Here is a 26,159-nt window from a genome sequence, read left to right on the forward strand (position 1 = left end):
GATGAAAACGCTGCAAATCGGGAGAGGTGCCATGACAAAAACCAACATGGCCAACGCGGACTTTGTCAGCGCGGACTTGGCCAAGGCACATTTCGGCGACATCCCCCGGCAAAATCCCTGTGCTCAATGCGGCGCGCCGATTCCGAAGCCCGACTGGATCGAGCCGGGCGAGGGGCGCATCTCCTATCTCTGGACGTGCCGCGCCTGCAATTATCAGTTCGAGGCGGTGGCGATCTTCGACGAGGTCGCCGTCACGCACACCCCGCTCGCGGCTTAAGCGGCGCTCTACGCGGCGAGCCGCGGCTCCTGCCAGACCGGCAGCTCCATCCGCACGATCAGCCCGTGCGGCTTGCGGTCGTGCAGCGACAGCGTCCCGCCATGGGCGATCGCGATCGCGTGCGCGATCGACAGGCCGAGGCCGAAGCCGGTAGACTCGTCCATCGTGCGCGCATCGTCGCCGCGCGCGAACGGCTCCAGCATCTCCTGCTTGCGTGCATCCGAAATGCCGGGGCCGTCGTCCTCGACGTCGATGACGAGCCTGGTGCCGGATATGTCGAGGCGGATCGTGACCTCGGCGCCGTAGCGCACGGCGTTCTCGACGAGGTTGGTGACGCCGCGATGCAGGTCGTCGGGACGCGCCGCCGCGGTGGCCGAAGCGGGGCCGTCATAGTGCACGACATGGCCCATGTCGCCGAATTGGTCGGCAATGAGCTGGAGCGTGCTGGCGATGTCGACCAGCGTCACCGCCTCGACGTTGCGGTCGTTGCGCAGGAGCGACAGCACCGATTCCAGCATCGAGCGCATCTGGTCGAGATCGATCAGCATGCGCTTGCGGTTGACCTCGTCCTCGATGAACTCGGCGCGCAGGCGCAGCCGCGTGATCGGCGTGCGCAGATCGTGGCTGATCGCCGCCAGCATTCTGGTGCGATCCGACATCAGCCGCGCGATCCGCTCATGCATGCGGTTGAGCGCGCGCGCCACCGAGCGGATCTCCTCCGGGCCGCGCTCGGGCAGCGGATCGGCTTCGCCGTCCAGGCTGAAATTCTCGGCGGCTTCGGCGAAGGAGGACAGCGGCGCGGCCAGCGCGCGCGCCGCCCACAGGCCGAGCACGGTGACGCAGATGAAGGTGGTCATCAGCGCCGTCAGCCACGGTGCGCCCCAGAACCACGGCCGCGGGCCGCCATCGACACGGCCGGCGATCACGCTGCCGTCTGGCAATTCGACGCCGACGCGGTGCGCGGTGTCGTCGGCGGCGAGCTGCACCACCTTGTAGCCGCGCCCGAGATGACGGCGCATCCCGCGCAGGTGCTGGCTGTCGCTCGCCGCGACAATGGCCGCCGTGCCGGGCGCGTGCATCTCGATGCCGAGCTTGGGGAAGGCGCGCGCGAGGTCGGCGACGAGGCGCGGCCGCTCGCCGGCCTCGGCCGAGCCGAGCAGCAGCGCGGCATCGGTCAATTGATGGGCGCCGTCCGGCGGCGTGTCCGGGCGGTCCGGCCGGCTGATCAGGAAGGCGGCGGTGACGACGAGATGGAGCGCGACGGTGGAAGCCAGCACCAGGGCTGCGATCTGCCCGCCGATACCCTTGAGATGGAAGAACCCGAACGGCTTCATCGTCGGCGCCCCCTCAGTTGCCCAGGGGGGCCGCGACCGCTTCGGTGCTTGCTGCTTCAGTTCTCGCTGCTTCAGTTCTTGGCGTGAACAGATAGCCGCCGGAGCGCACCGTCTTGATCATGGTGGGATCGGCCGGATTGGGCTCGATCTTGCGGCGGATGCGGCTGACCAGCACGTCGATGGAGCGCTCGAACGAGCCGGTGTTGCGGCCCTGGGTCAGGTCGAGCAGGCTGTCGCGCGACAACACGCGGCCGGGCCGCTCGCAGAATGTCCTGAGCAGATCGAACTCGGCGCTGGTCACCGCGACGCGCGCGCCTTCCGGATTGCGCAGCTCGCGCAGCCGCAGGTCGATGCGCCAGCCTTCGAAGGCGAGCGTGGAGGCGCCCTCGATCGAGCTTGCCGCTTGAGCTGCGGCCTGGCGGCGCAGCACCGCGTTGATGCGCGCCAGCAGCTCGCGCGGGTTGAAGGGCTTTGCCAGATAGTCGTCCGCGCCCATCTCGAGGCCGACGATGCGGTCGACGTCCTCGCCGCGCGCGGTCAGCATGATGATCGGCGTCTGCGCCTCCGAGCGCACCTTGCGGCAGAGGCTCAGGCCGTCCTCGCCCGGCAGCATGACGTCGAGGATGATGAGGTCCACGCGATGATCGGCCATGGCGCGCGACATCTCGCGGCCATCGCTCACGGCGGTGACGTTACAGGCGTTGTTGCGCAGGTACTTCGCAATCAACGTCCGCGTTTCGCGGTCGTCCTCGACGACCAGGATGTTGGGATTGAGAATGGCCATGCGCTTTGTTTGTCCAAGATTCGGGCCAAAAGGCGAAGATTTTTGTTTCGGATTGTTTCTGCAGGCCCCGTCGCAATGCCGGGACACACCCGGGCACTGGCGCGGCAAGGTCTCGTTAAGGCCGTTAACCATACCGTGGCGCGGCCATACAAGAAACCCCGCAAGATCCACGGAGCCATCATGACCTCGATTTCGGCGGCCTCCGCCGGTACCCATCAGTCGCCGCTCCAGCGGCTGCAGCAGGAATTGCAATCGGAAGTTTCCGCCGGCACGATCTCGTCGTCGGACCAGTCCGCGCTCTCGACCGCGCTGACCGACATCGACACGGCGCTCCAGCAGAGCCGCTCGAGCGACCAGTCGAGCGGCGCGCGTCCCTCCAGGGACGACATGAAGTCGAAGATCGACGACCTCATCTCCAACGAGGTGTCGAACGGGACGCTGACCTCGGACCAGGCCGAACAGCTCAAGGGCGTGTTTCAGTCCGCCTTCGCGAGCGGTCCCGGTGGTGCGGGCGGAGCCGGTGGCGCAGGCGGACCGCCGCCCGGCCCGCCGCCGGACGACAGTTCTTCGGATTCGTCGTCGACGGACTCCACCAGCAGCACGTCGAGCTATTCGACGACGGCGGAGATTCTCCAGCAATTCCTCCAGGCGCTTCAGCAGTCGCAATCGTCGGCGTCGTCGTATGGTGCCAACGGCAACTCGTCCAGCAACTCGGATTTCTCCGCACTCCTGATCGACTACAAGAGCTGACCTGAGCGACGCAGGTCGGCGCGTTCCCCGCCGCGCTCGTGCTTCACCCAGGGCGCATGATCGTCGGCGGGGAACTGTGCATTGGAACGTTCCTGCGTGACGTGAGGAACTTTCACTGCAACGCAGCGCCACCGTTGTGCGACGAAATCGCCGCAGCTTAGGAACTGCGCGTGATCGGCGCTGTTCTCTCCATACGAGTTTTTGCTGAAGGAGAGGACAACAATGCTGATGAAATCAATCGCCGCCGGCCTTGCCGGCACCGCGCTGCTTGCGACTGCTGTGTTTGCGCAATCGCCGACCGCCACCACCGACAAGGCGCCGACCGCGGCCACCACCACGACGACCACGTCGGCCTCGGGTGAATGGCGCACGTCGAAGATGCCGGGCCTGAAGATCTACAACGACGCCAACGAGAACATCGGCTCGATCAACGATCTGCTGATGGACAAGAGCGGCGCCATCAAGATCGCCGTGATCGGCGTCGGCGGCTTCCTCGGCATGGGCGAGCATCTGGTTGCCGTGCCCTATGACAAGCTGAAGTTCGTCAATGAGGCCGTCGCCTATACCGGCGCGGCCGGCACAAATCCGAACGCCAAGCCGGCGACGACCACAACCACGGGTGCCGCGACCGGCACCGACAAGACCGCGACGACCGTGACGGCTTCGTCGAAGTGGTATCCGGACCACGCCGTGTTCAACGCGAGCAAGGACGAGCTGAAGAACATGCCCGAGTTCAAGTACTCGGAGTAATGCGGTTCGCGTGACGATTTGAACGACGCGCGCCCGGTTTTCGCCGGGCGCGCTGTCGTGCTCTTCCCCACCTCTCCCCGCTTGCGGGGAGAGGTCACTTCGCATCGAAGATGCGAAGTGGGTGAGGGGGACTCTCCGCGAGTCTAACTGTCACCGTCGTTGTGGAGACTCCCCCTCACCCCAACCCTCTCCCCGCAAGCGGGGAGAGGGAGAGCCCTGTTTAGTGCGTCACCAGCGGGCAGCCGCCTTTGTCGAGCGGACGGAATGCCTCGTCGCCGGGCACGGTGGCGATCAGCTTGTAGAGATCCCACTCGCCCTTGGACTCCTCGGGCTTCTTGACCTCGAACAGATACATGTCGTGGACCATGCGGCCGTCGATGCGGATCTTTCCGTTCTTTGCAAAGAAGTCGTTGACCGGCGTTGAGCGCATCTGCTCCATCACCTTCGGCGCCTCGTCGGTCTTGATGGCCTCGATCGCCTTCAGATAGTGCATGGTTGCCGAATAGAGGCCGGCCTGGATCATGGTCGGCATGTGCCCGACCTTCTCGTTGAAGCGTTTCGAGAAGGCGCGCGTCTCCTCGTTCATGTCCCAGTAGAACGCGTCGGTGACGATCAGGCCCTGCGTCGCCTTGATGCCGAGCGAATGCGTGTCGGTGATCTCCTGCAGGAGCGCGATCATCTTCTGGCCGCCCTGAGTGAGGCCGAACTCGGCGGCCTGCTTCAGCGCATTGGTGGTGTCGCCGCCGGCATTGGCCAGCGCGACCACCTTGGCCTTGGAGGCCTGGGCCTGGAGCAGGAAGGAGGAGAAGTCCGACGAGTTGAGCGGATGACGGACTTCACCGAGCACCTTGCCGCCGCTCTCCTTGACCACGTTGGCGGCATCGCGCTGGAGCGCCATGCCGAAGGCGTAGTCGGCGGTGACGAAGAACCAGGTGTCCTCGCCGCGCTTCACCATCGCCCTGCCGGCGACGTTCGACAGCGCATAGGTGTCGTAGGTCCAGTGCACCGTGTTGGGCGAGCAGGCGACGCCGGTGATATCGGAGGAGCCGCCGCCGGAATTGATGTTGATCTTGTTCCTTTCCCGCGTCAGCGCCGAGATCGGCAGCGCGACCGATGAGGTCGGCACGTCGAAGATCGCGTCGACCTTGTCGTTGTCGTACCAGTTGCGGGCGATGTTGACGCCGACATCGGGCTTGTTCTGGTGATCGGCGGCAACCACCTGGACCGGCTTGCCCGCGACCTTGGCGCCGTAATCGGCGACCGCCATCTCGACGGCGGCGAGCGAGCCCTTGCCGGTCGCGTCCGCATAGAGGCTCGACATGTCCGTGAGCACGCCGATCTTGACGACATCGTCGGAAATCTGCGCCCGCGCCGTGCCGCATGTAGCGGCGAGCGCGAGACCGACTGCTGTGGCGGCGATGAGTTTTTGCATGTTGTTTTCTCCCTGTGTGTTGTTGTTTGGGGCGTTGTTGCGGGGACTGTTCTAGCGACAAACGGTCGCGGCAGCTAAGCCAAAGATGCGTGAGGGGGATGAGAAATATGGAGGGGGATCTGTCGTCATTCCGGGGCGCGCCCCCTTGGGCGCGAGCTTTGATGCGCAGTTGCGCATCAGAGAATCCATTCATCCACCGTCGCTGCGGCCCGATGGATTCCGGGCTCGCGCTGCGCGCGCCCCGGAATGACAGCGGGGGCCCTTCAGGTGCTGCTGCCCTTGAGCCGTTCGTTGCGTCGGCGCAAGCCTTCCAGGGTGGCGAGGAGGATGACCGATACCGTGGTCAGAATCACCGCCGCTGCCGTGATGGTCGGGCTGATGTTCTCGCGGATGCCGCTGAACATCTCGCGCGGCAGGGTGCGCTGCTCCGGACCCGCCATGAACAGCACGATCACCACCTCATCGAAGCTGGTCGCGAAGGCGAACAGCGCACCTGAGGCGAGGCCCGGCAGGATCAGCGGCAGGATCACGCGGCGGAACGCGTCAAGCGGCGAGGCGCCGAGCGAGGCGGCGGCGCGCGCCAGATTGGTGTCGAAGCTTTGCAGCGTCGCGCCGACCGTGATCACCACAAAGGGCGTTGCCAGCGCGGTGTGGGCCAGGATCAAGCCGAGGTAACTGCCGGTCAGCCCGATCGGCGCGAAGAAGAAATACAGGCCGACCGCGGTGATGACGCCGGGCACGACGACCGGCGACAGCACGAAAGCGAGCACGAGCGGCTTGAACCGGCTCTTCCACTGCGCCAGCCCCAGCGCGGCCAGCGTACCAAGCACCATCGACAGCAGAGTCGAGGCAACGCCGATGATCATGCTGTTCTTCAGCGAATTCATCCAGCGCGGCGAATTGATGAAATCGTCGTACCAGCGCAAGGAGAGGCCTGGCAGCGGATAGGTGAGGTACGAGCCCGAGCTGAACGACAGCGGCATGATCGCCAGGATCGGCGCGATCAGGAAGATGAATACCAACGTGGAGATAATGATGGTCGCGGTCCACGCGATGCGCTGGCTGGGCGTGCGGAGGGTGGAATTGTCGCTCAATTCTTCATTCCTCCCGTGACCTGCTGGCCCTGCACCAGCTTGCCGTAGACGAGAGCGAGCAGGACAGTGGCGAGCAGCAGCACCGCACCCAGCGCCGAAGCAAGGCCCCAATTGGCCGTCTCGGTCGTGTAGAGCGCAATGAAGTAGCTGATCATCTGGTCGGCGGCGCCCCCGACGAGTGCCGGTGTGATGTAGTAGCCGAGCGCCAGGATGAAGACGAGCAGGCTTCCCGCGCCGATGCCGGGCAGCGTCTGGGGCAGGTAGATCCGCAGGAAGGCGGTGAGTGGTGGCGCACCGAGCGAGGCGGCGGCGCGCATGTAAGCAGGCGAGATCGCCTTCATGCTGCTGTACAGCGGCAGGATCATGAAGGGCAGGAGAACGTGGGTCATGGCCACGCAGACGCCGAAGCGATTGTAGATCAGGCGCAACGGCTGGTCGATGATGCCAAGCCACTGCAGGCTGTCGTTCACGACGCCCTTGCTCTGCAACAGCACGATCCAGGCACAGGTGCGGACCAGAAGCGATGTCCAGAACGGTAGCAGGACGAAGATCATCAGCAGGTTCGACCGGCCCGGCGGCAGCGTCGCCAGCAGGTACGCGACGGGGAAGCCGAGGATCAGGCAGAGTGCCGTGACGCTGAGGCTGATGAGGAAGGTGCGGGCGAACACGTCGCGGTAGATCGCCTGATCCGGCGGAGCTGCGACGATCGCGCCGTCCGCGTTCCGCGTCAGGTCGAGCGCCGCCAGAAGGTAGAAGCCTGTCGTTGGGCCGCTGGCGTCCTTGATCGTCGTCCAGGTGGCGCGTTCGCGCCAGGCCGGATTGATCTTGCCCAGGGTCTCCTTGGCCGCCCCTTGCTCCGGCGCCGCCTTCAGATTGCGTGCCGTGCTGGTCAGGATCGTGCGGAAGCCGTTCAGCGCGTAGTTGAGCCGCTTGGCCGCGACGGCCATGGTGCCGGACGCGCGCGCCGCCTGGATGTCGCTTGCCAGCGCTGCAAAGGCCTTTTCGTCCGGCAGGTCCTTGCCGTCCCAGTCGGCGAGAGCAGCTATGGTCTGCGGCAGAACCTGGCGCACCTCCCGGTCATCGACGGCGCGCCACAGCATGCCGGCGATCGGGCCTGCGAAGGTGAAGAGCAGGAAGACGAGAAGCGGCGCTACCAGCGCCAATGCCTTGACCTGGCGTGTCCGCTCGGCACGCCTCAATCGGCGCTTGAGCGGCACTTCGGTCTGCGCATCGGCGCCGGTTAAAAGCGCATTCGTCATTGGTCGAGCCTTGCAGGGCGCGCTATTTCGCGGCCCATTTGTTGAAGCGCTCGGTCAGACGGTCGATGTTCTCGAGCCAGAAGGCAACGTTGATCTCGACCGCGTTCTTGATGTTGTCAGGCGCTGTCGGCAGGTCCTTCAGAACGGCGGGCGCGAGCAGAGCGGCTGCGTCCTTGTTCGAGGTGCCATAGGCAATGTTCTCCGACAGTTTTGATTGGTTCTCCGCCTTGCCTGCGAAGTCCAGGAACTTGTAGGCCGCGTCCTTGTTCGGGCTACCCTTCAGGATGACCCAGCTGTCGAGCGTGAAGAGCGCGCCGTCCCACACCATGCCGAAATTCTTCTTCTCGTTCTTGTTCGCGGTGTCGATGCGGCCATTGTAGACCGAGGTCATAGCCACCTCGCCGGAGGCGAGCAGTTGCGGCGGCTGCGCGCCGGCCTTCCACCAGACGATGTCGCCCTTGATGGTGTCCAGCTTCTTGAACGCGCGCTCGACGCCTTCGTCGGTCGCCAGCACCTTGTAGACGTCCTTCGGCGCGACGCCGTCGGCCATGAGGGCGATCTCCAGCGTGGTCTTCGGGCCCTGACGCAAGGCGCGCTTGCCCGGAATCTTCTTGGTGTCGAAGAAGTCGGCCCAGCCGCTCGGGGCCTGCTTCAGCTTGTCCTTGTCGTAGCCGAGAACGAAATCGTAGAGGATGGCGCCGACGCCGCAAGCGTTGACCGACGGCGGGATATAGGCGGCCTCGCCGCCGATCCTGGAATAGTCCAGCTTCTCGAACAGGCCTTCCTCGCAGCCGACCGCCAGTTCATCGCTCTCGACCTGCACGACGTCCCAGGTGGCGGCACCACCCTGCACCTTGGCGCGCAGCACGCCGACACCGCCGTCCCAGGACTCGTCGTTCATCGGAGCCCCGGCCGCCTTCTTGAACGGCTCGAAATAGACCTTCTTCTGCGCATCCTGATACGCGCCGCCCCACGACACGACGGTGAGATCACGCGCCTGTGCGACCGTGGCCAGCGCAGCGCTGGCGCTGAATGCCGCGACGAAACCCAGAGCAATCCTGCCAGTTTTGCGCTTCAGCATGGTCCTTGTTCCTTCTCATGTGCGTTACGTTGACGTTGATCGTTGCAGGTTCGGATCAAACGGGATCGAGGGCGAGGCAATCTTCGGGCCGGAAGGTGATGAACACGCTTTCGCCAGGAATGAGACTGTGATGCGCCCCCGGCTGAAGCTTGACCATGAACTCCCCGTTGCCGGCGACATCGAGCACGGCCAGCGCGTGGTCGCCGAGATAGATGGTGTTCTGCACCCTGGCCGGCAGCCGGTTCGGTCCTTCGCTGGAGGTGCCGTCCGGGACAATGGCGACGCGCTCCGGCCGCACCGACAGGGAGGTCGATGCGCCCGCGCCTGATACATTGACCGCCCGTGCGGTGACGGCGCCGCCACCCGCCAGCGCGACGCGGCAATAGTCCTTGTCGACCGTCTCGACGGTGCCGGCCAGCACGTTGTTTTCGCCGATGAAGTGAGCGACGAAGCTGTTCACCGGATGCTCATACAGCGCGTCGGGCCTGTCGATTTGCTGCACGATGCCGTCGTTGAACACGGCAATGCGGTCCGACATGGTAAGCGCTTCACTCTGATCGTGGGTGACGTAGACGACGGTGATGCCCATCGTCTCGTGCAGTTGCTTGATCTCCAGCTGCATCTGCTCCCGCAGGCGCTTGTCGAGGGCGCCAAGGGGCTCGTCCATCAGTACGAGTTGCGGATTGAAAACCAGCGCGCGGGCCAGCGCCACGCGCTGCTGTTGACCGCCGGACAGCTGCCCGGGTCGCCGGTGCGCCAGGGTTTCCATCTTGATCATGCGGAGCGCCGCCCTGACGCGCTCCTGCGCTTCCGCCTTGTTGATTTTGCGGACGGAGAGCGGGAAGGCGATATTCTCCGCGATCGTCAGGTGCGGAAACAAGGCATAGTTCTGGAACACCATGCCGATGTCGCGCTTGTGCGGCGGCATGTTCTTGATCGGCCGGTCTGCGAGATAGATCTCGCCATGGGTCGGAACCTCGAAGCCAGCCAGCATCATCAGCGTGGTCGTCTTGCCCGAGCCCGACGGGCCGAGCAGGGTGATGAACTCGCCCTTCCTGATGTCGAGGTCGAGGTTCTTCACCACGAGGTGCTCGCCATCATAGGTCTTCTGTATGCCGGAAAATCGCACCAGTGCCGGCGCAAGCGTGACCATGCCGGCTTCCATGTTGTCCTCGCGTCATCGGCTACAGTGCTGTCAGGACCTCGTTCGAGGTTGCGAGAAACAGCTTAGCATCCTCCGATGAGAATGCTAGCGGCGCAAGCGACGAAGACACGCGCGGGCTTGGTGAGTGAAGACGCGCTACATCCCCGACAGCTTGGTCACGTACACGTTGAGCGAGCCGCCGGCTTCCGCGACCACGCGCAGCGTCTTGGAATCGAAGGCGATGTCGGCGAGCGTCAGGCTGTCGATCTTCGCGTCGACCTTGAGGCCGTCCTCGCTCTTCTGGTAGTCGGCGATCGCGGCCGCGATCTTCTCGCGGGCGTTGGCGGCGATCGGCTTCAGATCGAGCGTCGCCTTCTGCACCAGCGCCTGCTGCATCTGCGGCACCACCGCGCGCGCCGCCGCGCCGAGCAGCCCGAAGGCGGCCTCGGATTCCACCGCGAGCTGGATGTCGGCGAGCCGCAGCGTCTGCTGGGCCTGGTCGAGCATCGGCCGGCCCCAGATATGCACGGTCGCCTCGGCGCCGAGGCCGAGCCAGCTCTTCTTTTCTTTCGCGCGCACCAGAAGGGAGATCAGCAACCGGTCGCCGGACGGAACCACGTTGACGCTCTTCACGGTGACGTCGACCGGGCCCGAGCCGTCCTCGGGATAGGTGTGGCCGACCATCTGCGCCGCAATGAGCTTGTTGATCTCGGTGAAGGGCACGTCGATCGGCACGCCGATGCTCACGCCGGTGCCGGTCGGCGGCACGATCGAGATCTTGTCGGGGAACGGGCAGTCTGGCTTGGACGGCGCCGAGGTCACGCGGGTCTCCAGCTCGAGGCCAAGCAGCAGCGTCACGTTCTGGGCGTCGACGCGCGGCTGTGCCGCGATTGCGCGGGTCGGCTTCATCTCGAGCCAGAGCGGCGGCAGCGCGGCCGACGAGCCCGAGCCTTGCAGCGGGATCGTACGGCAGGCCCTGGCCCATTGCAGCTTGGCATTCTCCCGCAGCGACGGATCGTTGCGGATGCGCTCGGAGACGATGTTGATCTGCTCGCCGACGTTCTTGTCGATCAGCGGCTTGACCTGCGCCGGCACGTTGACCTTGGCGCCGGAGACGTTGAGGTTGGTGTCGCCGAGGTTGACCTGCGCACCGAGATTGGGCTCGAGATGCCAGTTGGCCGCGAGCTTCGGACGCGAGGTGACGATGACGTTGCCCTTGATCTCGGCGCTGGCGTTCAGATTCTTGATGTTGACCGCGCCGATCCGTTTCGCCGCGTCACCGCCGAGCACGCTGCCGAGCGCGTCGCCGAGTGCGCCCGTGGCTTTGGCGGACAGCGAGCCCGTCACGTTCAGCTTGCCGCTGAGCGGCGTCGAGATGGTCAGCACGTCCTTGTCGCCGGCAGCCGCCATCGGTCCGCGCACGGCGGACCAACCGATGTCGGCGTTCTCCAGGATCTGCGAGATCGGATTGTCGGCCTTGCCGGCGAAATTGCGCGGCGCGGCCTTCTCGGCCTGCTCGCGGATCGCCGAGATCGCGATGGCGACCGGCGCGACCACGATCGAGCTCTTCGAGGCCGGCGGCAGCGGCGGCAGCTGTGCGACCGGGGGCGCGGAATTGGTCGCGCGCGGCGACAGCCTGTCCATCGCCTTCAGGCTGATGAAGAACGACGCCGCGAGCACCGCCACGGCAATCAGGATAGTCTTGAAATTCAACGCCAGACGCATCTCACCCCCAGGCCGCCCGCGAGGGATTCTACAGGGCGGGAGAGGAGGGCGCTAGAGCGCATCGATGGGGTGGAATTGGGGCGAATGTGTTAACGGCCGCGTGCGCGCCGTTGCCGCACATTCAGGCCGTCATCGCGGGGCTAGCCGCGCCGCGGACGGCGGACCGCTCTCACATTGCCGCGATCTCCGCCACCGCAGTAGAAACGGTCACCGCCATCGGACTCCAGGCCCGAGACCATCGTGCCCGCCGGCAGGTCGAGCTGCTCCAGCACCTTGCCGCTCTCCGGGTCGATCCGCCTGATGTCACTGTCATCGCCCTCCCAGGTGCCGTGCCAGAGCTCGCCGTCGACCCACGTCACCCCGGTCACGAAGCGCTTGCTCTCGATGGTGCGGAGCACCGCCCCGGTCTCCGGATCGATTTGATGGATCTTGCGCTCCCGATATTGGCCGACCCACAGCGAACCCTCCGCCCAGGCGAGTCCGGAATCGCCACCGCCGCCGGGCGCCGGGATGGTGTTCACCACCTTGCCGGTCGCTGCGTCGATCTTCTGGATGCGGTCCTCGGCGATCTGGAACAGGTGCCGGCCGTCGAACGCCGTCCCGGCGTGCGCGGCGACATCGATCGAGCGTGTGAGCTTGCCGCTGGCCGGATCGACCGCGTTCAGTTTGTCGCCGGATGCGAACCAGACATGCGTGCCGTCATAGGTCACGCCGTGCACGGCCTCGACGCCCGGAAAGGGCCCGTACTCCCTGACGATCTCGGCGGCTGAACGTTTCATGTGCTTGATCCCTGTGAACTGATCCACCTTACGTCTTCAGCAGCGGCGTGGGGAGTAACAAGCCTGTCGGGAAGCCCGGGACGGGCGGGGTCATCCAGCGGCGCGCCCGTCCGTGTCCGAACGACTGCACCTTGTTCGATCGCGCGAGCTCCTCGAGCGCGCGCTGCACGGTGCGCGCGCTCGTTCGGAGCGCCAGCGCGAGCGCCGAGCTCGACCACGGCTCGCCATCGGAGAGGAAGGCGAGGACGGCGGCGTGCTTCTCCTCGACGGGCCGGGCCAGCACGAGGACGTCGCGCGTCTTGCGCGGCGCCAGCACAAAACCCTGCTTTGTCGCGCTGATTTCGGCCAGCGGCTTGAGCTGGGTGCGGAGCCGCCCGATCTCGACGCGCAATCGCGCGCGATGCGATTCATCGGCGTGCTTCGCCCGGAACGCACCTGATATCAGCACCTCTCGCGAGACATCCGCGGGCCAGGCTTGCGCCAGAAGGCGGGCCAGCGCGAACAGCACCGGGCGCGTTCCGAGCGACACGGCAACGCCTTGCCTGCGCACGACATGATGGAAGGTGTCCACGACGAGCGCCGTCGAGGTCGCCAGTCTTTCGACCTCCCCGAGCAACAGCGGGTGTTCGCTGCCGCGCGCGATCAGGCGCGCGGCCGGCGTGTCGAGGATGCGGTTCGCGCTGTCGACCTCGGCAGAGAGAGCCGGGATCCCTGCCAGCCGCGCTGCTTCTGCCGCGCGGCTGAGTGCCGTGCGCGCGGTTTCCGTCCTAAGCCGTCGGATCGCGATGCCCGCGATCACCAGCTCGCGCGCGACCTGGGACGCAGGCGGGAGCGATGCGCTGCCGACCTCGGCCAGCGTGCGCTCGGCCTCGTCGATGCGCCCGAGGAGGAGGAGACGGCGCGCCTCGATGTGGCCGGCATGGGCGGCATTGGCGAGATCGCCGTGCTTTTCGAGCGTCGCCCGCGCGGCCGCGAGCGTCTTCGCAGGCCAGCTCAGGTCGCGCGAGACGAGCGCGATCTCGGCTTCCGCCACGACGCATCTTGCGCGTGCGACCGCCTCTCTCGGACCGAAGGCACGCGCGGCGCTCCGCAGCAGCGTCTTCGCCTTGGCGAGATCGCCGAGCTGCGCCATCGCGATGCCGCGCAGCGCCAGCGACGGGGCATCGTTGCGCAAGGCGACACGGTTCAGCGCGCCGAGCGGATCGCCGGCTTCGAGCGCGCGGGCGGCGGCCGTGATCAGCGACTCCATTTCAATCCCGCCACACTTGTTACTCCCACCACGCAACCGCTTGGTGCCAGAAATCGTTGACGGCCGACAATGTGCGGTGAGGGGCGAGCGGTTCCACGTCTGTCATAGCGCGACGCGGAATGAGCGCCCAGGAGAGAGGTTTGGAGAGCCATGATGACATCAGCAGAAAAAGCAGGAAGTAACGGACAGGCCGCCATGCAAACACCGCCGGTGGTGTCGCCGCAGGACTGGGAGGCAGCCCGTCAGCAACTGCTCGTGAAGGAAAAGGCGCATACCCGCGCCCGCGACGCGCTGGCCGCCGAGCGCCGGCGCATGCCCTGGATGGTCGTCGACAAAACCTATGCGTTCGAGGGGCCCGGCGGCAAGGTCAGTTTGCTCGACCTGTTCCAGGGCCGGCGGCAGCTGATCGTCTACCGGGCCTTCTTCGAGCCGGGCGTGTTCGGCTGGCCGGATCATGCCTGCCGCGGCTGCTCGATGGTCGCCGACCAGGTCGCCCATGTCGCGCACCTGAACGCCCGCGACACCACGCTGGTCTTCGCCTCGCGCGCGCCGCAGGCCGATATCGCCAGGCTGAAGAAGCGGATGGGCTGGACCATGCCGTGGGTCACCATCACCGACAGCTTCGATGCCGATTTCGGCGTGGACGAGTGGCACGGCACCAACGTGTTCTACCGCGACGGGACGCGCATCTTCCGCACCTATTTCGTCAAGAGCCGCGGCGACGAGCAGATGGGCGGCACCTGGAACTATCTCGACATCACGCCGCTCGGCCGGCAGGAGGTCTGGGAGGATTCACCCAAGGGCTATCCGCAGACGCCGACCTACAAATGGTGGAACTGGCACGACAGCTATGTCGAGGGCGCTGCGCCCGACAAGCGATGGGTCGAGGTCACGGACGCCGGCGAGAAGGCGTTTCGCGAGGAGGCCGCGGAGGGTCGTGACTAGTCCCGTCAGCGCAACTGCGCCCGCCAGCTGCGATGGCGTGACTGCCGCGCGCCGCCTCGCCAGATGGCTGGCCTTGGCGGCGACGCCGACCTTCGCGGTCATGGCCATGCTGACCGCCGCGCTCGGCGGCGGCCCGGCGGACATGCTGTGCGGTGCCGGGCAGGGCTCTCTGCTCGGCGGCATGGTGCCGATGTATCTCTTGATGAGCGCGTTTCATTCGGCGGCGTGGCTGAGGCTGATCGCGGAGCGGCGAGGGGCGGGCGGCGGGTGAGAGGCGGGTGAGAGGCTATCCCGTGCACGCCTCGGCCTTCGAGACGCCGCTGACGCGGCTCCTCAGGATGAGGATCAACTGGCATCCGTGCTTCAGCAAAGTGTCGCCGCACACTCAGCCCTCATCCTGAAGGCCCGCCGCAGGCGGGCGTCTCGAAGGATGATGTGATCCGCGCTTCGCCAATTCATGCAGCTCGGCAAAATCGCCGCGCATGAAGGCTTCCTTCTTGGCGCGGCTCCATTTCTTGAGTTTGCGTTCGCATTCGATCGCGTCCGTGACCCTGTCGAACCATTGCGAGAATACGAGCGTCACTGGCCTGCGTGACTTTGTATAGCCCGCGAACGCGCCGGTGTTGTGCTGCGCGATCCTGATTTCGAGTTCGGTTCGTGTTGTACCGATGTAGTAGCTGCCATCGGTGCATCTGAGAATGTAGAGCCACACGCCTTCAGTCATCGTGCGCGCCTCGTCCTTCGAGACGACCGCTTCGCGGTCTCCTCAGGATGAGGCTAACTGGCATCTGCGGCTTGGTGCAAGAGATGAGTCGTGGTTGTTCGAGCTAACGGACGCCTCGGGAATTATTTGAAGCCAAACACTCAGTCCTCATCCCGAGGGCCCGCCGAAGGTGGGCGTCTCGAAGGATGCGCTGCGATTTCCGATGCGGGCCTCAACACGTGGCACCGGCGCCGCTATTGCGCGCCCGCCGCCTGCAGATACGCAATCACCTTGGCTGCTTCGTCCGCGGAGACGCCGCCATAGGGCTGCATCTTGTTGCCGGAGACAACTTCATCCGGCTTGACCATGAAGCGGGTGAGCTTGTCCTGGTCCCAGACGAAGCCGGCTTCCTTCATCGACGGAGAGTAGTTGTAGTCGGGCAGCGAGCCTGCCTTCCGTCCCACAATCTTGCTGAGATTGGGGCCCAGGCGATTGTCGCCCTCCTTCACCGAGTGGCAGGTGCGGCAGGAATTGTTGAACGCCTGCTGAGCTGCCTCGTCGTTCGCCGGTTGCTGGGCGCGCGAAGAGGGCGCGGACAGGAGCAGCGTCAATGCCCCGGCGCGGGCGATCGGGCGCAGCCATCTGCTTGGCGATGTTTGCAGGCGGGATTGCATCTGCGCCTCCATCGGGGATCGCGCCGCAACAGGCGCGCATCGGGATGTCGAGGGCCAACGAAAACGGCCCCGGTGGGTTCCGGGGCCGTTTGCGTCACAATGTCCTGTCGCTTTAGCGGGTCGCGGCGCCGAGCTCTGCGCGTCGCTCGGTCATCGGCAACACGATCACCTTGGTGCCGACGCTGACGCGGGAGTAGAGGTCGGTGACGTCGTCGTTGGTCAGGCGGATGCAGCCTGAGGAGACGTGCTTGCCGATCGTGTCCGGCGCGTTGGTGCCGTGGATCCGGTAGATGGTGCCGCCGAGATACATGGCGCGGGCCCCTAACGGGTTGCCGGGGCCGCCGGCCATGTGGCGCGGCAGATAGGGCTGGCGGGCGATCATCTCCGGCGGCGGGGTCCAATCCGGCCACTCGGCCTTCTTGGTCACCGACTGGATGCCGGACCAGGTGAAGCCGTCGCGGCCGACGCCGATGCCGTAACGAACGGCCTGGCCGTTGCCCAGCACGTAGTAGAGATAGGTGTTGGGCGTATCGATGATGATGGTGCCCGGCGCTTCGCGCGTCGCGTAGGAGACGGTCTGGCGGCGGAAGCGGGCCGGCATCTCGACCGCGTCCTGGTCCTCGGAGGGCGCGCTCTGATAGGTCGGCGCCTGGTAGGGCTGATAGGGCTGGATCGGCTGCGGCGCGGCCATCGGGGGCAGCGGCTGGAAGAAGGGGAAGAGCTGCACCGGCGCGGCCTTGGCCGGACCTGCGAATGCGATTGCGGAGATCGCCACTGCGCTGAAAGCAACGGCGCGCGAGTACGTCTTGAACGTGTCCAGATTGAACATGTGGTCGCCCCTGTTTGCGCGGGTGTTCGTGGTCACCCCGGCACCGTTGCGGTGCTCTGTTGCCTGGATCACTAACGGAAAGAAGTTTCGGGACGTTTGCGCGGAAAACCGAAAACGGTTTCATCGCGGCAAGGATTGTTTCATGACAGTTTCGTGGCCGCGTGGGTCCGTTAACGAACAAAACACCGGGCCGACACTTCTGTGACGTCACACGCCTGAAATATCCGTGGTTGATGGTCCAAAGCCGAGAATCATCAAACTCTCGGGATTTCCCCATGCGGGTATTAATCGCGACTGACGCCTGGCATCCGCAGGTTAACGGGGTGGTCCGGACGCTCACCTCGCTGGCGGGCGCCGCCAAGGCCCTCGACGTCGAGATCGACTTCCTCACGCCGGAAGGCTTTCCGTCGTGGCCGCTGCCGACCTATCCGGGCCTGCGTATTGCGCTGCCGAGCGCTAAGGAGATCGCGCGGCGGATCGAGAAGGCCGCACCGGAAGCGCTGCACATCGCGACCGAAGGGCCGATCGGCTGGGCCGCGCGGGCCTATTGCCGCCGCAACCGGCTCGCCTTCACCACCTCCTACACCACGCGCTTTCCGGAATATGTCTCGGTGCGGACCGGCATCCCCGCGAGCGTCGGCTATGCCGTGCTGCGCCACTTCCACGATGCCGCCGCCATGACCATGGTGGCGACGCCCTCGCTGCGGCAGGAGCTGTCCGAGCGCGGCTTCAAGCGGCTCGGCTTCTGGACGCGCGGCGTCAACACCGAGCTGTTCCACCCGGACTCTCCGGCCAAGCTCGATCTGCCGCGCCCGATCTTCATGACCATGGGCCGGGTGGCGGTGGAGAAGAATCTCGAAGCGTTCCTCGCGCTCGATCTGCCCGGCACCAAGGTCGTCGTCGGCGACGGCCCGCAGAAGGCGGCGCTCGAAAAGAAATATCCGGGCGCGGTCTTCCTCGGTGAGAAGAAGGGCGCGGATCTCACGGCGCACCTCGCGGCTGCCGACGTCTTCGTGTTTCCGAGCCTGACCGACACGTTCGGCGTGGTGCAGTTGGAGGCGCTCGCCTGCGGCACGCCGGTTGCGGCGTTCCCGGTGACGGGCCCGAAGGACGTCATCGCCGATCATCCGATCGGTGCGATCGACCACGATCTGCGCACCGCGTGCCTCCGCGCGCTCACCATGTCGCGCGAGACCTGCCGCAATTTTGCGCTGGAGCGCTCCTGGGAGAACAGCGCGCGCCAGTTCGTCGGAAATCTCACTTCACTTCAGCCCAGCCGCGCCTTGCGCGCCTCGCCGGTGATGGCGCGGCGGCCGGTGCGCGGTTGATCCACCCTTTGAATCCCAGCGAGAACCTCACCGATGGCTAAGATCATGAACCTTGACGGCACCCAGCAGCTCGACCTCACCCGCGGCACGGTCGAGCAGGCCTACGATCGCTGGGCGCCCGTCTACGATCTCGTGTTCGGCGGCGTGTTCGCCAAGGGCCGGCAGGCCGCGATCGCAGCCACCAACAAGATCGGCGGCCGCGTGCTCGAGGTCGGCGTCGGCACCGGCATCTCGCTGCCGCTCTACGCCCCGAACCTGCGCATCTTCGGCACCGACATTTCGGAAGCGATGCTCGACAAGGCGCGCCAGCGCGTCGCCGAAGGCAAGCTGAAGAACGTCGAAGGCCTCGCGGTGATGGATGCCGAGAAGCTCGAATTTCCCGACAATTCCTTCGACGTCGTAATGGCGCAATATGTCGTCACCGCCGTGCCGAACCCGGAGAAGGCGCTGGACGAATTCGCCCGCGTGCTGCGTCCGGGCGGCGAACTGATCATCCTGACCCGCGTCAGCGCCGATGCCGGCATGCGCCGTTTCATCGAGCAGAAGCTGCAGCCGGTGGTGCGTCCGCTCGGCTTCCGCACCGCCGAGTTCGCCTGGTCGCGCTATGCCAAGTGGCTGGCCGGCGCCCCCGGCATCGAGCTCGCCGAGCGCCGCCTGATTCCGCCGCTCGGCCATTTCTCGCTGGTGCGCTTCCGCAAGGTCGACGTCGCCAAGGCCGCGTGACTGCTGCTCCTCATGGTGAGGAGGCGCGTAGCGCCGTCTCCCGGACGATGCTTCGCATCGCTCGGAGAACAATGAAGGCCCGTGCTGCCGCACCTCGGCCTTCATCCTTCGAGACGCGCGTTCCGCGCTCCTCAGGATGAGGGGAGAGAGTAACACGTGCGTCATCGCGCCGCTGCACATCGTCACATGACAAAATGATGATGTCACACGGCGTACATCGAATCCCTGTAATCCCGTACCCGAAAGCATTTTGGGGGAGAGCATGATCAAGAATTATCTCGAGCAGCTGCGGATCCAGCGCTGGGACGACCATCGCTACTATCACCACAGCCGCATCAATCAGAGCCTGCACTTCATCAGCGCACTGAGCTTCCTCTTCGCCTACGTCTGGCTGTTCGTCGATCCCGTGATCTCGGCGCTGGTCGGCTGGCTGGTCTCGATGACCTCGCGCCAGGCCGGTCACTTCTTCTTCGAGCCGCACACTTACGACCACATCAACCAGGCGACGCACGAGTACAAGGAAGAGATCAAGGTCGGCTACAACCTTCAGCGCAAGGTGGTGCTGATGGCGATCTGGGCGGCCTCGCCGCTGGTGTTGCTTGCCGATCCGACGCTGTTCGGCCTGTTCACGCCCTGGGCGAGCGCGACCGACTTCATGCGGCAGGTCGCCAAGATCTGGCTCGTGGTCGGCGGCGGCGGTCTTCTGTTCCGTACCGTGCACCTGTTCTTCATCCGCGACGTCGAGACCGGCCTTGTCTGGATGACCAAGATCCTGACCGACCCCTTCCACGATCTGATGCTCTATCGCAGCGCGCCGCTCGCCCTGATGCGCGGCGAGCTGATGGACCCCGGCCTGCACCTCAACCCCGAGCACACGCTGGGCCTGATCTCCGAGCCCGCGCTCGAAGAGCAGCGCGCCTGAGCGCGCTGCGTACACACAACGCTCCGATGTCTGATGGTTGCGTCATGCCCGGGCTCGTCCCGGGCATCCACGTCTTGGGGGCCTTTTCGCCTCTCCCCGCGCGCGGGGAGAGGCCGACGCGCGTAGCGCGGCGGGTGAGGGGGGCTCTCCGCGGGGGCGTGGCTAGCCGATCGCTCGCCAACTCTCACCGCGCTCGCGGTGAGTCCCCCTCACCCCAACCCTCTCCCCGCAAGCGGGGAGAGGGGGAGGATAGGGCGGTGTTCGGGGCGCAGCGAAAAGCCTCAGCGCCCAAAACGCTTGGCCAGCATCTCTTTCAAAATCTGCCGCTTGATGTTCTTGTTGGTGAGCGCGCCGTCGTGCCACCAGAAGCCGTCGGCCTTCATCTTCTCGGCCGCACGGACGAAGCGTTCGGCGACCTCGGTGAAGTCGGCGTCGGTGTAGTTCAGGCTGAAGATCAGCCGGCCGGTGCCGACCCAGCTCAGCGCCAGGCCCTCGGCGCGCAAATAGTATTGCAGCATCCAGTTGTAGCGGGACGGCGTGGTGTATTTCACCGTCCAGATCGACGAGAAGTTGGCGAACCGCACCGGCAGGTCGGCGCTCTCCATCATCTGGTTGAGCTTTTGCGCGCGGCCGTTCCAGGTGGCGTCCAGGCCGTCGTAGATGGCGCGGAAGTTCGGGCTGGCGAGCCGGCTCAGGAACTCGTCCATCGCCGTCATGACGTAGGGATGCGAGTTGAAGGTGCCGCGCGCGAAGCAGATGTCGGCGGGACGATCGTCGCGGAAGCGGCGCATCAGCTCGCGTTTGCCGCACACCACGCCGACCGGCAGGCCGCCGGCGAGGCTCTTGCCGTAGGTCACCATGTCGGCGCGCACGCCAAAGTATTCCTGGGCGCCGCCGGCGGCGAGGCGGAAGCCGACGAAGACCTCGTCGAAGATCAGCACGATGCCGCGCTCGGTGCAGACCTCGCGCAGCTTCTTGAGCCACTCGGTGTAGGCCGCGCGATCGAAATTGCCGCCGCGGGAGGAATCGACCAGCGAGGAATCGCCGGGCGCGTTGGCGTTGGGATGCAGTCCCTGCAGCGGATTGACCAGCACGCAGGCGATGTCCTTGCGCGTGCGCAGGACATGCAGCGTCTTCTCCGACATCTCGGCGAGGGTATAAGTCTCGTGCGCGGGAATCGGATTGCCGACGCCGGGCTGCACGTCGCCCCACCAGCCGTGATAGGCCCCCGCAAAGCGAACGAGATGCGTGCGCCTGGTGTGGTAGCGCGCGAGCCGCACCGCCTGCATCACGGCCTCGGTGCCGGACATGTGGAACGAGACCTCGTCGAGGCCGGAGATCTGGCACAGCCGGGTCACGTTCTCGAGGATAACGGGGTGATAGGGGCCGAGCACCGGTCCCAGCGCGTGCGCCCGCTTCTCGGAGCCCTCGATGCACTCCTTGTAGAAGTCGTTGCCGAAGATGTTGACGCCGTAGGACCCCGTGAGATCGTAGGAGGTGTTGCCGTCGACATCGGTGACGGTGACGCCGCGCGAAGACTCCATGAAGGTCGAGGTGCCCAGATGCTCGCGGACGAGGCGCGAGAACTGGAACGGCACGCGGTAGCTCTCGGTGAAGTTCAGGTCGGAGATCTTTTCCGCGGCTTCCTTCGTCATCGCGCGCCCCTTCGGGTAGCGCTCGGCGTAGAGGCTTGCGAGGCGGAAGAAGCCGTCCTTGCGCTGGGCCGCGATGTTCGCGGGCGCGCCGTCGCAAGAGAAGTAGTCGTTCTCTCCGAACTCGTAGAACGGGAGCAGCCGGGCCACCCGGCGCGACATCTTGGAGTGCCCGGCGAGCGAGCGGTGCTTGGCGCGGGAGAGTTCGATCCGCGCCTTGAGCTTCGGGAAGGCGGCGGCAGCGGACGCTGCGGCGGCCACGGACATCGAGAGAATCGGGAGTGTCGTTTCCATGACAACAAGCGCTAATACTGCGAGCTGACAGATTCATGACAGTCAAAGCCCTCATCGCCTCTTTCACCCAGCAGGAAGACCTCAACTTCCTGTTGACCAACCGCATCCCCCGCGCCGCGTTGACCCGCTTCATGGGCTGGTTCTCCAAGATCGAGAATCCGTTGGTGCGGGATTTCTCGATCGCGCTGTGGAAGCTGTTCTCCGATCTCGACCTGTCCGAGGCGCGGAAAACGCATTTCAAGAGCCTGCACGACTGCTTCACCCGGGAGCTGAAGCCGGGCCTGCGTCCGTTTGATCCCGACCCATCCATTGTCGCCAGCCCCTCCGACGGCATCGTCGGCGCCCATGGCCGGATCGCGGATACCGAGCTGTTCCAGGTCAAGGGCGCGCCCTATTCGCTGCTCGATCTGCTGGGCGATTCCGCCCTGGTCGACCAGCACCGCAACGGATCCTTCGTCACGCTGCGGCTGACCTCGAGCATGTATCATCGCTTCCATGCGCCCTATGACGCGCATATCGAGCGGGTCACGCTGATCCATGGCGACGTCTGGAACGTCAACCCGATCGCGCTGAAGCGGGTCGAGCGTCTGTTCTGCAAGAACGAGCGCGCGGTGATCCGCACGCATCTGTCCACCGGCGAGGCGGTGACGCTGGTGCCGGTCGCAGCGATTCTGGTCGCGAGCATCCGCCTGCACTTCCTCGACATGGTGCTGAACGCGCAGACGAAGGGCCCGGTCAACTTCCCCTGCGACGTCAACGTGAGCAAGGGCGAGGAGCTCGGCTGGTTCGAGCACGGCTCGACCATCATCATCCTCGCGCCCGGCGATTTTGCGTTTTGCGACGGCATCGCCGAGGGCACTCGCATTCGCGCCGGTCAAGCGCTGCTCAGGAGAAAGTAGCCTTCAATCCGCCGTCCCCGCCGCCTATATGGTCGGCGGGGACGAATAGATCGATACGGATTGGGTGATGGCGCGGGCGCCGGTGATGGCGGCGGGGGGTATTGTGCTGCGGCGTGGCGCGCCGCCGCTGATCGCGGTCGTGCGCCAGCGCAAGCGCAACGAATGGGTCTTGCCGAAGGGCAAGCTCGACGATGGCGAGACGCCGAAACAGGCCGCGCACCGCGAGGTGCTGGAAGAGACCGGTCACGAGGTCGCCATCCACGAATTCCTGGGCACGCTCGTCTATCAGTCGGGCGGCCGCTCCAAGGTCGTGCATTTCTGGCGCATGGAGGCCGAGGGCGGTCCGGTCCGCAAGCTGATGAACGACATCAAGGCGGTCGACTGGTTGACGCTGGACGATGCGATCGTGCGCCTGTCGCGCGAATACGAGCGCGCCTTCCTGATCCAGATCGGCCCGATCGCGATCGCCGCCGCCGGCCTTGCATCTTCGGCCGCACCCGAGCCGCGGCCGGCGAGCGACGACGTCGATGCAGCCTTGCAGACGCTGACGCCCGCCGAGGCTGCGTCGGTCGAAGAGCTGCGCCACGGCCTGTTGCAAAAGGTGAAGGCCTGGCTGCGCGGCGAGGCGTGAGTTGTCGTTTCTTACCTCTCCCCGCCCTTCAGCGGGGAGAGGTCGGATCGCGCAAGCGATCCGGGTGAGGGTCAGGGCACACCGTTGCAAAAATGGAAGTCCATCCGACACGCACGACAATTATCGAGCTGGGTGCTCCGCCGACAATTGAAATCGAGCTCGCGGAAGCAGCCCCTCACCTCAACCCTCTCAGCGCGAGCGAAGCTCGTCGCGCCCCCGTAAGAACGGGGCGAGGGAGCGCACCGGCGATGTGGCGCACTCGATGCCTACCGCCGCTCTTGCTTCTCCTTCGGAGCGGGCGCCGGCTTGCGCGGCGCTGCGGGGCGTTGTGCGGCGGGCGGGCGCTGCTGGAATCCGCCCTGGCGCTGGATGCCGCCGGGCTGCTGGACTGCGGGTGGCTGGCCCGGCTGCAATCCGGTGCGCGGCGCTTGCGGCTGCGGTGTCGTACCCGGCTGCGGCGGCACGGCTCCTCCCGGCTGTGCGGGAGTCTGGCCGGCGCGCGGCGGCTGGGTTTGCGGCGTGCCGCCGGGTTGGACGCTGGGTCCGGTGCGAGGTGCGCCGGCGGGCCGGCCCGCACCTTGCCGCTGACCCTGCTGCTGACCCTGCTGCTGCTGGCCCGCGCGCGGCGTACCCGGCTGCACCGCGCCGCCTTGTCCTTGTTGTCCCTGGCCCTGCCGCTGCGGCGGCTGAGCGCCTTGCCGGTTTGGCGTGCCCGGCTGCTGCTGACCCGGACGGTTGTTCTGGCCAGGCTGACCGTTCGGCCGCTGCGGCTGTTGGCCCGGCGCCGTCGTCGGCCGCAATTGCTGCTGCTGCGGCGGCTGCGCCGGTCGTGGAATGCGGCTGATCGCGGTCGGATTGGCGCGGCGGAAGTCGCGCTGCTCGGTGACGATCTGGCGGCCCGTGGTCTGCGCCAGATGCACCTGGCTGACGAAGCTGCGGTCGCGCGCGATCTGCTGCGGGGCAATGGTGATCGGCACGGCCGCAAAGCGCATGCCACTTGTGCCGCCGGTGCCCGGCCGGATCGCAAAGCCGCTTGCGGCTTGCGTCAGCGCGCCGAGCCGCGTGCCGCTGGTGCGGTCGTTGACCTCGATGTGTCCGACCCGGCCGTCGGCGTCGGGATAGAGCTTGATGTTGACGTTGCTGGCGCTGCTCGCGGCCGCACCCTCGGGCACGTCGACGACGCCGGTGGTGCCGCGGATGCCGAGCGTCGCGGTCGGCGTCGCGATCTTCATGTCGCCGGTCTTTGCCACCGCCGCCGCAACGAAGGCAACCGTGCCCTTGCCGATGTCGAAGATCGCCGAATTCTGCTTGCCGCCGTCCTCATAGACGTAATTGTCGATGGTGATCCTGGCGCTGGCGGAGAGGTTGAACGTGGTCGCATCGTTGAAGGTGATGCCGAGCGAGGAGTTCGACGAGGTCTGCACGACGTCGTTGAGATAGATGTCGTCGCGCACGCGCAGCGGATAGGAATTCTTGTCGCGGATCACGGTCGCGATCCCCGTGACGGTCGCAACGTTGCCGATCGGCTCGACGGCGGCGGATTGAGCGTCCGCGGCCGGTGTCGGCGAAGCTGCGGGCGTCGGGGAGGGGGCGGGCACCGGCTGTGCCTGCGGCTGCGCCTGTGCGAGCTCGATTGCATCGGATGCACAAGCCACGCTCGCGCCGGCCAGCGGCAAGGCCAGCAGCGGAAGCGCGAATACGAAGCGGCGCCAGGCCACCATTGAAATCACGAGGGAGTCCCGGTGAGAAACGCGAGGCGAGATCGGCCGATTTCAGCCTGATTGAGCTGAATGGCGGATGAACATCTGTCGCATGGACGGGGCGAACGTTCAAACGCCACGTCCCCGCATCAGGGACGTGGCGGTCTATTCTTGCTCGTCATTCCGGGGCGCGACAACGTCGCGAACCCGGAATCTAGAAGTTGTGGTGCGCGTTTGTGGTGCGAGATCCTCAGGTGCGCAATTGCGCACCATAGTTCGATGCTTCGCATCGCCCCGGGATGACGCGCTCCGCGCGTCAGCTCACGCGCTTCCAGGTCTGGCCGCCGCAGAACATGCCGCCGAAGGCACAGCCCTGCACGCGCATCGCGTTCGGGCCCTTCATCGCGATCGTCGAGTCGTAGTTGCGGCCTGAGTCGGGGTCGTGGATGCGGCCGCTCCACTTCGCGCCTTCGGGCTTCATGTTGATCAGGATGCGCTCATTGGTCTTCTCGGCGTAGCCGCACACACTAGCGCCGCACTGCTCGACGCGGACATTGCCCTTGTTCTCTTCGGTCGCCCAGACGCCGATCGGCGTGTTGGCGGCCGGCGCCGGCGCGGCGGCCACCGGAGCCGGAGCGGGCGCGGGAGCAACGGCGACCGGCGCGGGCGCAGCAACGGGAGCCGCGGCGGGTGCGGGCTGCACCGTGTTGTCGAAGCCGACGGACGGAGCGGCGGCAACCGTCGTGGCGGGAGCTGCGGGGGCGGCAACCGCAGGCGCGGCCGGCGCGCTCGCCTGGACCGGCGCCTGCTGCACGGGCTGCGGCTGCACCGGAGCCGGCGTGGTGTCGACGTCATCGTCCTTGGAGCCAAGGCCCTTGAGGTTGATGTTGTTCAGCTTGATCGGCTTGTCCGACAGGCCCGGTGCGACGATGGTCACGCAGTTGAGCGAGGCGCAGTTGCGCGGCGTCTCGATGCGGATGTGCTGGCCCTCGATCTGGAACGAGATCGAATTGCCGGCATGCGCGGCCGCGGTCGACGCGAGGAAGAGTGCGGTGGCGGCGACGGTGAGCTTGTTCATGACAACCTCCGGAAAATGCGTGGTCCCGATCTGGACTGAAGTCGCTGGTGGATGAAGCGTGGTTCGACCCTACGCCCGGCCCGTCCCGTCCTCCGTGATGGACATCACAAGGACCCGTGGCGC

26 protein-coding genes are annotated in these 26,159 nt (G+C 66.0%); 10 read left to right on the forward strand and 16 right to left on the reverse strand.

The window, feature by feature from the left end; translation table 11 throughout:
• The first annotated feature begins 31 nt into the window (after positions 1–31).
• Positions 32–277, forward strand: a complete 246-nt coding sequence (locus tag AB5K84_RS12675; protein ID WP_161533660.1) for a hypothetical protein — start codon at positions 32–34, stop codon at positions 275–277.
• Positions 278–285: 8 nt separating this feature from the next.
• Here AB5K84_RS12675 and AB5K84_RS12680 read toward each other — a convergent pair whose 3' ends face one another.
• Together AB5K84_RS12680 and AB5K84_RS12685 are read right to left on the reverse strand one after the other, a co-directional pair.
• Positions 286–1,611, reverse strand: a complete 1,326-nt coding sequence (locus tag AB5K84_RS12680; protein ID WP_441232424.1) for an ATP-binding protein — start codon at positions 1,609–1,611, stop codon at positions 286–288.
• A 13-nt stretch (positions 1,612–1,624) separates the two neighbouring features.
• Positions 1,625–2,395 carry a response regulator gene (locus AB5K84_RS12685; RefSeq protein WP_441232425.1) on the reverse strand — a complete coding sequence of 257 codons (771 nt, stop codon included), beginning with the start codon at positions 2,393–2,395 and terminating at the stop codon, positions 1,625–1,627.
• Positions 2,396–2,575: 180 nt separating this feature from the next.
• On the opposite strand from AB5K84_RS12685, the gene AB5K84_RS12690 reads away from it, so the two are divergent.
• Positions 2,576–3,145, forward strand: a complete 570-nt coding sequence (locus tag AB5K84_RS12690; RefSeq protein WP_441232426.1) for a hypothetical protein — start codon at positions 2,576–2,578, stop codon at positions 3,143–3,145.
• Between the two features lie 222 nt (positions 3,146–3,367).
• Positions 3,368–3,895 (forward strand): PRC-barrel domain-containing protein, encoded by a 528-nt coding sequence (locus tag AB5K84_RS12695; RefSeq protein WP_028176286.1) that lies wholly within the window; start codon positions 3,368–3,370, stop codon positions 3,893–3,895.
• Between the two features lie 220 nt (positions 3,896–4,115).
• Here the strand turns inward: AB5K84_RS12695 and AB5K84_RS12700 are convergent, their stop codons facing one another.
• From AB5K84_RS12700 to AB5K84_RS12735, 8 genes are all read right to left on the reverse strand, one after another.
• Positions 4,116–5,327, reverse strand: a complete 1,212-nt coding sequence (locus AB5K84_RS12700; RefSeq protein WP_441232427.1) for an ABC transporter substrate-binding protein — start codon at positions 5,325–5,327, stop codon at positions 4,116–4,118.
• A gap of 263 nt (positions 5,328–5,590) precedes the next feature.
• The gene (locus AB5K84_RS12705) at positions 5,591–6,421 is read right to left on the reverse strand and encodes an ABC transporter permease (protein WP_441232428.1); all 831 of its coding nucleotides are present in this window, start codon (positions 6,419–6,421) and stop codon (positions 5,591–5,593) included.
• Complete coding sequence (locus AB5K84_RS12710; RefSeq protein ID WP_375762332.1) at positions 6,418–7,680, reverse strand: ABC transporter permease; 1,263 nt, start codon at positions 7,678–7,680, stop codon at positions 6,418–6,420. Before AB5K84_RS12710 ends, AB5K84_RS12705 begins: the two co-directional genes overlap by 4 nt.
• A 22-nt stretch (positions 7,681–7,702) precedes the next feature.
• A complete protein-coding gene (locus tag AB5K84_RS12715) occupies positions 7,703–8,761 on the reverse strand; it encodes an ABC transporter substrate-binding protein (protein WP_011089385.1) in 1,059 nt (352 codons plus the stop codon).
• 55 nt (positions 8,762–8,816) lie between these two features.
• Entirely contained in the window at positions 8,817–9,926 is a 1,110-nt protein-coding gene (locus tag AB5K84_RS12720) for an ABC transporter ATP-binding protein (protein ID WP_011089384.1), read from the reverse strand.
• A 135-nt stretch (positions 9,927–10,061) separates the two neighbouring features.
• Positions 10,062–11,630, reverse strand: a complete 1,569-nt coding sequence (locus tag AB5K84_RS12725; RefSeq protein ID WP_441232429.1) for a DUF4403 family protein — start codon at positions 11,628–11,630, stop codon at positions 10,062–10,064.
• A gap of 140 nt (positions 11,631–11,770) precedes the next feature.
• On the reverse strand, positions 11,771–12,409 hold the full coding sequence (locus AB5K84_RS12730; RefSeq protein ID WP_038966417.1) for a Vgb family protein: 639 nt from the start codon (positions 12,407–12,409) through the stop codon (positions 11,771–11,773).
• Between the two features lie 28 nt (positions 12,410–12,437).
• Positions 12,438–13,658: a helix-turn-helix domain-containing protein gene (locus tag AB5K84_RS12735; RefSeq protein WP_441232430.1), complete on the reverse strand. Its 1,221-nt coding sequence runs from the start codon at positions 13,656–13,658 to the stop codon at positions 12,438–12,440.
• A gap of 150 nt (positions 13,659–13,808) precedes the next feature.
• Between AB5K84_RS12735 and AB5K84_RS12740 the strand changes: the two genes are divergently transcribed.
• The gene (locus tag AB5K84_RS12740) at positions 13,809–14,603 is read left to right on the forward strand and encodes a DUF899 domain-containing protein (RefSeq protein WP_271551354.1); all 795 of its coding nucleotides are present in this window, start codon (positions 13,809–13,811) and stop codon (positions 14,601–14,603) included.
• Positions 14,596–14,874 (forward strand): hypothetical protein, encoded by a 279-nt coding sequence (locus AB5K84_RS12745; protein ID WP_271551353.1) that lies wholly within the window; start codon positions 14,596–14,598, stop codon positions 14,872–14,874. The genes AB5K84_RS12740 and AB5K84_RS12745 overlap by 8 nt, the downstream gene beginning before the upstream one ends.
• A 114-nt stretch (positions 14,875–14,988) precedes the next feature.
• Here the strand turns inward: AB5K84_RS12745 and AB5K84_RS12750 are convergent, their stop codons facing one another.
• From AB5K84_RS12750 to AB5K84_RS12760, 3 genes are all read right to left on the reverse strand, one after another.
• Entirely contained in the window at positions 14,989–15,327 is a 339-nt protein-coding gene (locus AB5K84_RS12750) for a GIY-YIG nuclease family protein (RefSeq protein ID WP_011089378.1), read from the reverse strand.
• A gap of 233 nt (positions 15,328–15,560) precedes the next feature.
• A complete protein-coding gene (locus AB5K84_RS12755) occupies positions 15,561–15,980 on the reverse strand; it encodes a c-type cytochrome (RefSeq protein WP_441232431.1) in 420 nt (139 codons plus the stop codon).
• A gap of 112 nt (positions 15,981–16,092) precedes the next feature.
• Entirely contained in the window at positions 16,093–16,809 is a 717-nt protein-coding gene (locus AB5K84_RS12760; RefSeq protein ID WP_161533674.1) for a L,D-transpeptidase, read from the reverse strand.
• Between the two features lie 275 nt (positions 16,810–17,084).
• On the opposite strand from AB5K84_RS12760, the gene AB5K84_RS12765 reads away from it, so the two are divergent.
• From AB5K84_RS12765 to AB5K84_RS12775, 3 genes are all read left to right on the forward strand, one after another.
• Positions 17,085–18,137, forward strand: a complete 1,053-nt coding sequence (locus AB5K84_RS12765; RefSeq protein WP_060908623.1) for a glycosyltransferase family 4 protein — start codon at positions 17,085–17,087, stop codon at positions 18,135–18,137.
• A 33-nt stretch (positions 18,138–18,170) separates the two neighbouring features.
• A complete protein-coding gene (locus AB5K84_RS12770; RefSeq protein ID WP_011089374.1) occupies positions 18,171–18,860 on the forward strand; it encodes a class I SAM-dependent methyltransferase in 690 nt (229 codons plus the stop codon).
• Positions 18,861–19,122: 262 nt separating this feature from the next.
• A complete protein-coding gene (locus AB5K84_RS12775; RefSeq protein WP_441232432.1) occupies positions 19,123–19,782 on the forward strand; it encodes a hypothetical protein in 660 nt (219 codons plus the stop codon).
• 281 nt (positions 19,783–20,063) lie between these two features.
• Here AB5K84_RS12775 and AB5K84_RS12780 read toward each other — a convergent pair whose 3' ends face one another.
• Positions 20,064–21,728 (reverse strand): aminotransferase class III-fold pyridoxal phosphate-dependent enzyme, encoded by a 1,665-nt coding sequence (locus tag AB5K84_RS12780; RefSeq protein ID WP_441232433.1) that lies wholly within the window; start codon positions 21,726–21,728, stop codon positions 20,064–20,066.
• Between the two features lie 35 nt (positions 21,729–21,763).
• Between AB5K84_RS12780 and asd the strand changes: the two genes are divergently transcribed.
• Positions 21,764–22,627 carry an archaetidylserine decarboxylase gene (gene asd / locus AB5K84_RS12785; RefSeq protein WP_441232434.1) on the forward strand — a complete coding sequence of 288 codons (864 nt, stop codon included), beginning with the start codon at positions 21,764–21,766 and terminating at the stop codon, positions 22,625–22,627.
• A 67-nt stretch (positions 22,628–22,694) separates the two neighbouring features.
• Positions 22,695–23,258, forward strand: a complete 564-nt coding sequence (locus AB5K84_RS12790) for an NUDIX hydrolase (protein ID WP_441232435.1) — start codon at positions 22,695–22,697, stop codon at positions 23,256–23,258.
• A 266-nt stretch (positions 23,259–23,524) separates the two neighbouring features.
• Here the strand turns inward: AB5K84_RS12790 and AB5K84_RS12795 are convergent, their stop codons facing one another.
• Both AB5K84_RS12795 and AB5K84_RS12800 read right to left on the reverse strand, forming a co-directional pair.
• Positions 23,525–24,979, reverse strand: coding sequence for a FecR domain-containing protein (locus AB5K84_RS12795; protein ID WP_441232788.1), 1,455 nt, complete (start codon positions 24,977–24,979; stop codon positions 23,525–23,527).
• A 295-nt stretch (positions 24,980–25,274) separates the two neighbouring features.
• Positions 25,275–26,036 carry a DUF2147 domain-containing protein gene (locus AB5K84_RS12800; RefSeq protein WP_441232436.1) on the reverse strand — a complete coding sequence of 254 codons (762 nt, stop codon included), beginning with the start codon at positions 26,034–26,036 and terminating at the stop codon, positions 25,275–25,277.
• Between the last annotated feature and the right edge of the window lie 123 nt (positions 26,037–26,159).

Source organism: Bradyrhizobium sp. 1200_D9_N1_1, from assembly GCF_052075915.1.
GTDB lineage: Bacteria > Pseudomonadota > Alphaproteobacteria > Rhizobiales > Xanthobacteraceae > Bradyrhizobium > Bradyrhizobium diazoefficiens.